Genomic DNA, 6,979 nt, shown 5'->3' with positions numbered 1-6,979 from the left:
GCAATGCGCAAGGCCTTGGCGGCGGTGGCATTGGTGAAGGCATCATTGGGGACGTCATCATAGGCCTCGTCGGGCGAGGTCACGTGCAGGATTTCGTAGCGGCCGGCAGACTTGTTCCAGGTCACCCGGCTGGTCCAGAAACGCGCCACTCCACGGATGACCGGCCAGCCCACGCGCCGCAGCCACGCGTTATCCCCGGTGGCCAGCCAGTATTGCCACTGCGCGATGGCAATGTCGGCATTGACGTGGATTTCCCGCCAGGCCTCGTGCGCAAAGTGCGGCGTGACGTCGACACCGGTCTGTGGATCGGCTTCCCACGGGAACATGGTGCCCTTGTAGCCATGCTCCCTGGCGCGTTCGCGCGCGGGGTGCATGGTGCGATGGCGGAACATCACGATCGGCTTGGCCCGCTCGGGGTGCAGCAGCAGCAGCGCGGGAAACACCCAGGAGTCGCTGTCCCAGAAGGCATGACCGGCATAATTGGGCGTGAGGGCACAGGCCCCCATTGGCCACGCCGTGCCCGTGGTGGTGTTAGACAGCAAGTAATACAGGTCCGAGTGCACGGCGAGCTGCGCCTTCGGGTCGCCCTTGATGACGATGTCTGATCGCCAGAGTTGGTGCCAGGCTGCGCGATGGGCGGCCAGCAGCTGATCGAACCCGGTGTTTCTTGCTGCGCGGGCCAGTGCGAGGTCGGCGCGTGCATCACCACCCCAACCTTTGCGGGAGGCAGCGACGTAGGTGGTGAAGGAGTAGGCGTGGCCTTTGCGTACATGCAGCCGGACATTCAGCGCGAGCTGGTACGGGCTCTTGAACATTGCCATGTGGTTGATCGCGACACCCTTGGGCAGGCCGATGGCACTGGCCATGGCCATGCGCAGGCCATGCACCGCGCGACCGTTCAACCACAAAGAGTGTGTCCTGGTATCGCCATGCGTGTCCAGGATGCGCGTGTAGCCCGGGTACCAGATCGGTGCCCGGTCAGGGGTCGGCACCGGCTTGTTGTGAAGGTTCTGGCCGCTGGCGATCACTGCGGCGTTGACCTGGTCCCAGCTCATCGTGTGGATGGCGAAGCGTGGCTGGTGTTGCGACCAGAGGCGGATGGGGAGCCGCAGCCGGACGCGAGCACTGAATTGCGGTGTCAGGGTGATGCGGGTCACCGCAAGGTGCTTGTCCGCCTGGCTGACGAAAGTGGTGACCTTCACATCCGTGGCGCGGCCCGCGTAGGTGAAACGATAGCGCGTGACCAGCGTGCCGTCGCGCATGTTCAGGACCTGCGAGTACTGGGCAAAGATGTGACGATCCAGTCGCGCGGCATTCATCCATCCCGTGCCCGGGTTGTAGTCGATCTCGCTCCAGCCGGGGATGGCTGCCAGGCGCGAGATGTCATCGTGGGTGTGGTCCATGAACGCGACCATGTAGGCGTGGGCAGGACCCGTGCCGCGCGGCGTGCTCATGGTGGAAAAGTAACCGTTGGCGAGGTAGGTCGGGAAATACCGTCCGAAGTCCTCGTGGGTGGCCGTCAATCTGAAGCCATCATCCGCACGGGCCGCGTATGCAGGCGATGCGGTCATGCCGCCCAATGCAGTGATCAGGGCGAGAAGCATCAGGGTTGCGGACGTGCATTGAGGCATGCTCACTCCGGGTGCTGGCGTTGGGCTCGCAAGACCATACCGTGCACGGCAGGGATTCGACTGCCGGGGACGTGTTGCAACCCTCGATCAGCGGTAAGGCCCGGGCATGCGCGCACGCATGCCCGGGCTGGCACGGCTCCGGGAATCAGAGCTTGTATTTGACCTGGAAGAAGACTTCGCGACCGAAGATCGGTCGCGCCATCTCCAGACCATTGATCACGCCCGAGTTGGTGACACGGGCATTGCCCTCGGTCAGGCCGATCTGGTTGGTCAGGTTGCTGCCCTGCAGGCGAAGCTGCAGGTGTTGTCCCACATTGGCCACCGCGCCGGCACCCAGCGTGTAGTACTGAGGGAGCGGCTGGGTGTTGCCGATGTTGGAATAACGGAAGCCAACATGCGTGTAGGTCATGAACAGGTTCAGGTCACCCCAGTTCGTGGGTACGTCATAGTCAGGTGTGAAGCGGAATTGCAGCCGCGGCTGACGCTGCAGGATGTTGCCGTTGTAGTTGAATCCGGGGGAAGTGCCGACCGCTGCCGACGCATAGTGGTCGTACACGCTGTGCTGCCAGTTGCCGGTCAGGTCGAACGACAGGTTCTTCACCGGGGTGTAGCGAGCGGTGAAGTTGATGCCATGGGAGCTGGCGCCATAGATGCTGGTCACGTTCTGGCCGCTGGCAGTGAACTGCTGGAAAGGCACGCCCGTGAAGAGGCGGCGGAATGCAGTGATGCTGGTGTAGAACATCCGGTTCTGGAACTTGAACCCTGCCTCGAAGTTCTTGATTTTCTGCAGGTTGGGCTGGCCACTGCGAAGATTGTCGAAGCCGGGGAAGTGCACGCCTTCGTTGACCCGACCATACACGCTCATGTTGGGCGTGATCTCGTAGTTGGCGCCCACTGTCCAGGAACCATGGGTATGGCTGTAGTTGATCGGTGTGTAGGAACCGTTTTCGACGGCAGTGCCGTTGTTGTAGACGGTCAGTGGATTGCCGTCGAGGTTCATGCTGGTGTCATTGGAAACGCTGCCGTTGTCGGTCTGGTGCTCGACGCGCCAGCCGGCATCCAGGACCCAATTGCCGATGGTCCACTGATCGGAAAGGAAGGCTGCAATGTTGCGTCCGCTCCAGTTCTCGGTCAGGGCATAGAAGGGCCCGCTGAGCACACCGTTGCGGGTCAGTTGCGCACCGTTGTCCAGCGAGGCGTTGATGAGGCGGGCATGCGACTGGGCCGTGACCAGCATGTTGTTGCCCAGATACCACTGGTCATTGGAGGAATAGCTGGCCATGTAGCCGCCGACAGTCAGGGTATTGCCATCGAACAGCTCCTTGTTCAGGCGTACTTCGTCGGAAAACGACTTGATTTTCTTGTCGACGATCCAGAATCCCAGCGAGGCCACGGTCTGGTTCGGGCTGACACTGCCGCCGCCATTGACGTAGGTGCCCGAGCCGGTCGTCGCCATGCCGCCGGCAGCGACGATGGCCGGGTTGCTGTTGGCGCTGGCAACCTGCTGGTTGATGAACGAGCCAAACGAGACTGGGGAGAAGTTGTTGAATAACGCGTTGGTCGGCATGTGGCCGGAGGTCAGGTTGAACTTGTTGCTCAGCGACCAGCCGTTATCGAAATACAGGTCCAGATTGGATCCGAACATGTTGATATGGCTGCCACGCCCATTGGCGAGATTGCCATTGATCGTCCCCGGCGGGTTGCCCGGTGTGATCTGGAAGTTGGCTGAACGCAATTCGTTGCCGGCAAAGGTACCGGTCAGCGGATTGAAGCTCTGGAACTGGGACACGCTCTTGCCGTCCGGGCTCACCTTGACCGGAACATCGGTGATGAACAGATTCTTGTCGCTCAGCGACCGGGCGTAGAACATGATGTCGCCGTTGTCGAAGTCGCGCGACAGCGTCGCGGTAAGCTGGCCACCCTCGTTGGCGGGGAACTGCGGACTGCGGATGCCGTTGGAGGTGCGGTAGAACCCGCCGATGCTGAAGAACCAGTTTTTCGACAGCTTGCCGCCGTAGAAGCCATCCACGCGGTAGCGACCCTCGGAGCCGATCGTCAGGCCGATGTCCCCGGTGGGCTTGGCCGTGCCCTGGCGCAGGATGAAGTTCGCCGTGGCGCCGATCTGTCCGTTGCCGAACACGGTCGACGGGCCACCCTGAAGAACCTCGACGCGTTCGACGGTGTCGTCGACGCGGAACAGCGAGCCATTGGCCATGAACGACAGCGTCGGGACTGGATACACCGGCGAGCCGTTGATCTCGAAGGTGACGAATGGCGCATCGCCGCCGCCGGGGAAACCGGCCAGTTCAATGTTTGCACCGGTCTTGCCACTGCTGGATTCGACCCAGATGCCCGGGACGATCTTCAGCAGGTCGGCGGAGCTGGACGGGTTGGCCTTCTTGATCTCGTGCTGGTTTGCGGTGGTGATCGAGAAGCTGGCGTCGATTTTCTTCACACCGGCATAGGTCGGGGCACCGGTGACCACGACCTGGTCCAGGTTCTGGGTGGTCTTGGCATTGGGGTTCTGCTGGCTCTGGCTCTTGGATGTCTTGAGCGTGCTCTGGGCCTGTCCGCTGTCCTTGGCCAGGGCATTGCCGGACATCAGGATCGCGGCGATGGATGCCGAGAGTGCCAGCCGGGTCAAGTTCTTGCTGTTCATGAGATTTGTCTCCCCACGAGTTGGGTTGCAAAGGCTTGCTGTCCGGGGGACAGCGCTTCAATACGCCGTATGAGTGGTAAAACGGCTGATGTCGAACGCGGCGACGTCCGGTAACAACACATCCGCATCGGCCAGCGCATGCGCATTGCCGATTCCGACTGCTTCCATGCCTGCTGACTGGATGCTGGCTATACCCGCTGCGGCATCCTCCACACCCAGGCACTGTTCCGGGTCCACGCCCAGTCCACGGGCTGCGGTCAGGAAAATTTCCGGATCCGGCTTGGAATTCGTGATGGCTCCGGCGTCGACGATGTAGTCGAACAGTCCGGCAATCCCCAGCCGCTCAAGCAGCAAGGGCGCATTGCGGCTGGCCGAAGCCAGTCCAACCCTGAGCCCGGCTTCACGAGTGGAGGCGATGGCCTGGCGTGCCCCGGGCAGGAGGTCTGCCGGGCTGACCTGTTCGATCATCTCGCGGTAGTAGCCGTTCTTGCGTTCGGCCAGGGCCTGTTTTTCGTCCTGCGTGTAGGCACGTGGAGCCTGTTCCAGGAGGATCTCCAGCGAGCCAAGCCGGTCGACGCCCTTGAGGCGTTCGCCGATGGCGTCGTCGAAAGGCATGCCGATCTCCTCGGCCAGGCGTCTCCATGCGGCCTCGTGCAGCACAGCGGTATCGGCTATCACGCCGTCGAGGTCGAAGATCACCGCCTTCAGCGCCTCCTTCGGAGCCTCAACGCGCGGCGTGGGCCGCGTGACTGGCGATCCAGCACGCAGTTGCAACAGCTGTCCGCAGTGGCGAATGTCCAGCGAATCGCCCTCGACCAGGGTGTATTCCACCTGATCCCGGCGTACCGACACGCGTACGCGCTGGTTCTGCCAGCGCACGCCGAAACGATAGCCTTGCCAGTTGCGCGGCAGTTGCGGGGCGAAATCCAGGCGTCCCTGGGTCATGCGCAGGCCGCCGAAGCCCCAGGCCAGAGCCTGCCAGCTGCCGGCCATGGCCGCCAGATGCACGCCATGCGCAGCGTTGCCATGCAGGTCGTCCAGGTCCACGCGCAGGGCGTCCATGAAGTAGTGCCATGCGCGTTCGCTATCGCCGATCTCGGCAGAAAGCACCGCGAAGGTCGAGGCCGAGAGCGTGGAGTCGTGCACCGTGACGGCTTCGTAGTATTCGAGGTTTCGACGTTTGGCGGCCATGTCGACATCCGCGCCGGCCAGTACCAGCGCAAGCACCACGTCAGCCTGCTTGCAGACCTGGTGCCGATACAGGGTCAGCGGATGCATGCGCAGCAACAGAGGCTGCTTGGTGCCATCCTCCTTGAGTGCCGGAAGTCGGGGTTTGTCGAGGAATGTGTCGTCCTGCGGAAACACGCCGGTAGCCGCATCTTGCGGCAGGTACATCGCATCGGCGGCGCGCTGCCATGCAAGTGGTTCTTCCGCATGCAGTCCAATGCGTGCGACCAGCGCGGCGTAGGCTTGGGGATGCCGGGTCGCCATCCAGGTTGCGACTTCGGCCGCATCGCGCAGATGCCGTTGTGCCATGCGGTTGGTGTAGTGGTTGTTGTCGATCAGGGCGGTGTATTCATCCGGCCCGGTCACGGCCGGAATGCAGAAGGCACCGTCCCGTCGTGCATCGAAATGGCCGGTATCCAGCCACACACGCGCTGTCTCGAACAGGATCTCTGCACCCTTGTCGCGCAGGAAGTCGAGGTCGCCGGTGGCATCCACGTACAGGCGCAGCGCCCAGGCGACTGCGGCGTTGATGTGGTATTGCGCCGATCCGCTGGGGAAGTAGGCCGAACACTCGTCGCCACTGATGGTGCGCCAGGCGAACAGGGCGCCGCGTGCGTGGTTCATCTCGCGGGCATGACGACGCGCGGCATCGAGAATGCTGTAGCGGTACTCGAGCATGCTGCGCGCCAGTTCCGGTTGCGTGGCGAGCATGGCCGGCAACATGAAGATTTCGGCATCCCAGAAATAGTGGCCTTCGTAGCCTTCGCCGGTCAGACCCTTGGCCGCGGCGCTTCCGCTGCCGTCGCGACAGGTGGACTGGAACACGTGGAACAGATTCAGGCGCAGGGCCTGTTCGGTCGCCGGATCGCCGTCGATGGCCAGGTCGACGCCGTCCCAGAAGCGGCTGAGTGTAGAGGACTGCTCCCGCGCCAGGCTGGCGTAGCCGTTGGCATGGCCATGCTGCAACTGGTCTGCAACGGTCTCCAGAAGCTGCGTATGTGGGGTGTCCTGCCCGGGCCGCGTCCATGCGTAGGCGACAAATTTCTCCAAGACCACTTCCTGGCCGGGTTCGATCTCGGCGTGGAACGCCTGCATGATCCCTTCCGGGGAGGTTTCCATTGCACCGGGACGCATGCCCGTCCGGTGGCGCTGCCCGCAGGCCAGACGGATCGCGCTGTTCGTGGTGGACTGGGTCAGCCAGGCCATGTCGTCCTGATTGCCCGATGCCTCCTGCGCCAGACCACCGGATACGCGCGTGCCGATGCGCGGGTCGTCACCTTGTGCGGTGGCATGGCGTGCGACTTCCAGCGCCGAATGCAGCGTCAGTGGGCCGCGATAGTCGATGGAGCGCACGAGGTAGCGGATCGCCAGCAGGCCGGACTGGTCGAGTGGAACCACGCGTTCGGCATCGATCTCCAGCGTGGCGCCCTTCGGCGAACGCCAGCGAAGATGGCGATGGTAG

3 protein-coding genes are annotated in these 6,979 nt (G+C 63.0%); all 3 read right to left on the bottom strand.

Annotation, left to right across the window (positions count from 1 at the left end; translation table 11 throughout):
• On the bottom strand, positions 1 to 1,604 hold a 1,604-nt coding region (locus PF446_RS00130), incomplete at its 3' end, for a glycoside hydrolase family 65 protein (protein WP_298068502.1).
• Between the two features lie 172 nt (positions 1,605 to 1,776).
• On the bottom strand, positions 1,777 to 4,290 hold the full coding sequence (locus tag PF446_RS00125) for a TonB-dependent receptor (RefSeq protein WP_298068500.1): 2,514 nt from the start codon (positions 4,288 to 4,290) through the stop codon (positions 1,777 to 1,779).
• A 57-nt stretch (positions 4,291 to 4,347) separates the two neighbouring features.
• A partial coding sequence (pgmB, locus tag PF446_RS00120; protein ID WP_298068499.1) for a beta-phosphoglucomutase occupies positions 4,348 to 6,979 on the bottom strand: 2,632 nt, incomplete at its 5' end.

Source organism: Oleiagrimonas sp. (genome assembly GCF_027858935.1).
Classification (GTDB): Bacteria; Pseudomonadota; Gammaproteobacteria; order Xanthomonadales; family Rhodanobacteraceae; genus Oleiagrimonas.
This window is presented reverse-complemented; position numbering and strand designations above follow the sequence as displayed.

Coding starts and splice junctions, on each gene's coding strand:
- PF446_RS00125 (WP_298068500.1), bottom strand. CDS start 4,290: ATGAACAGCAAGAACTTGACCCGGCTGGCACTCTCGGCATCCATCGCC.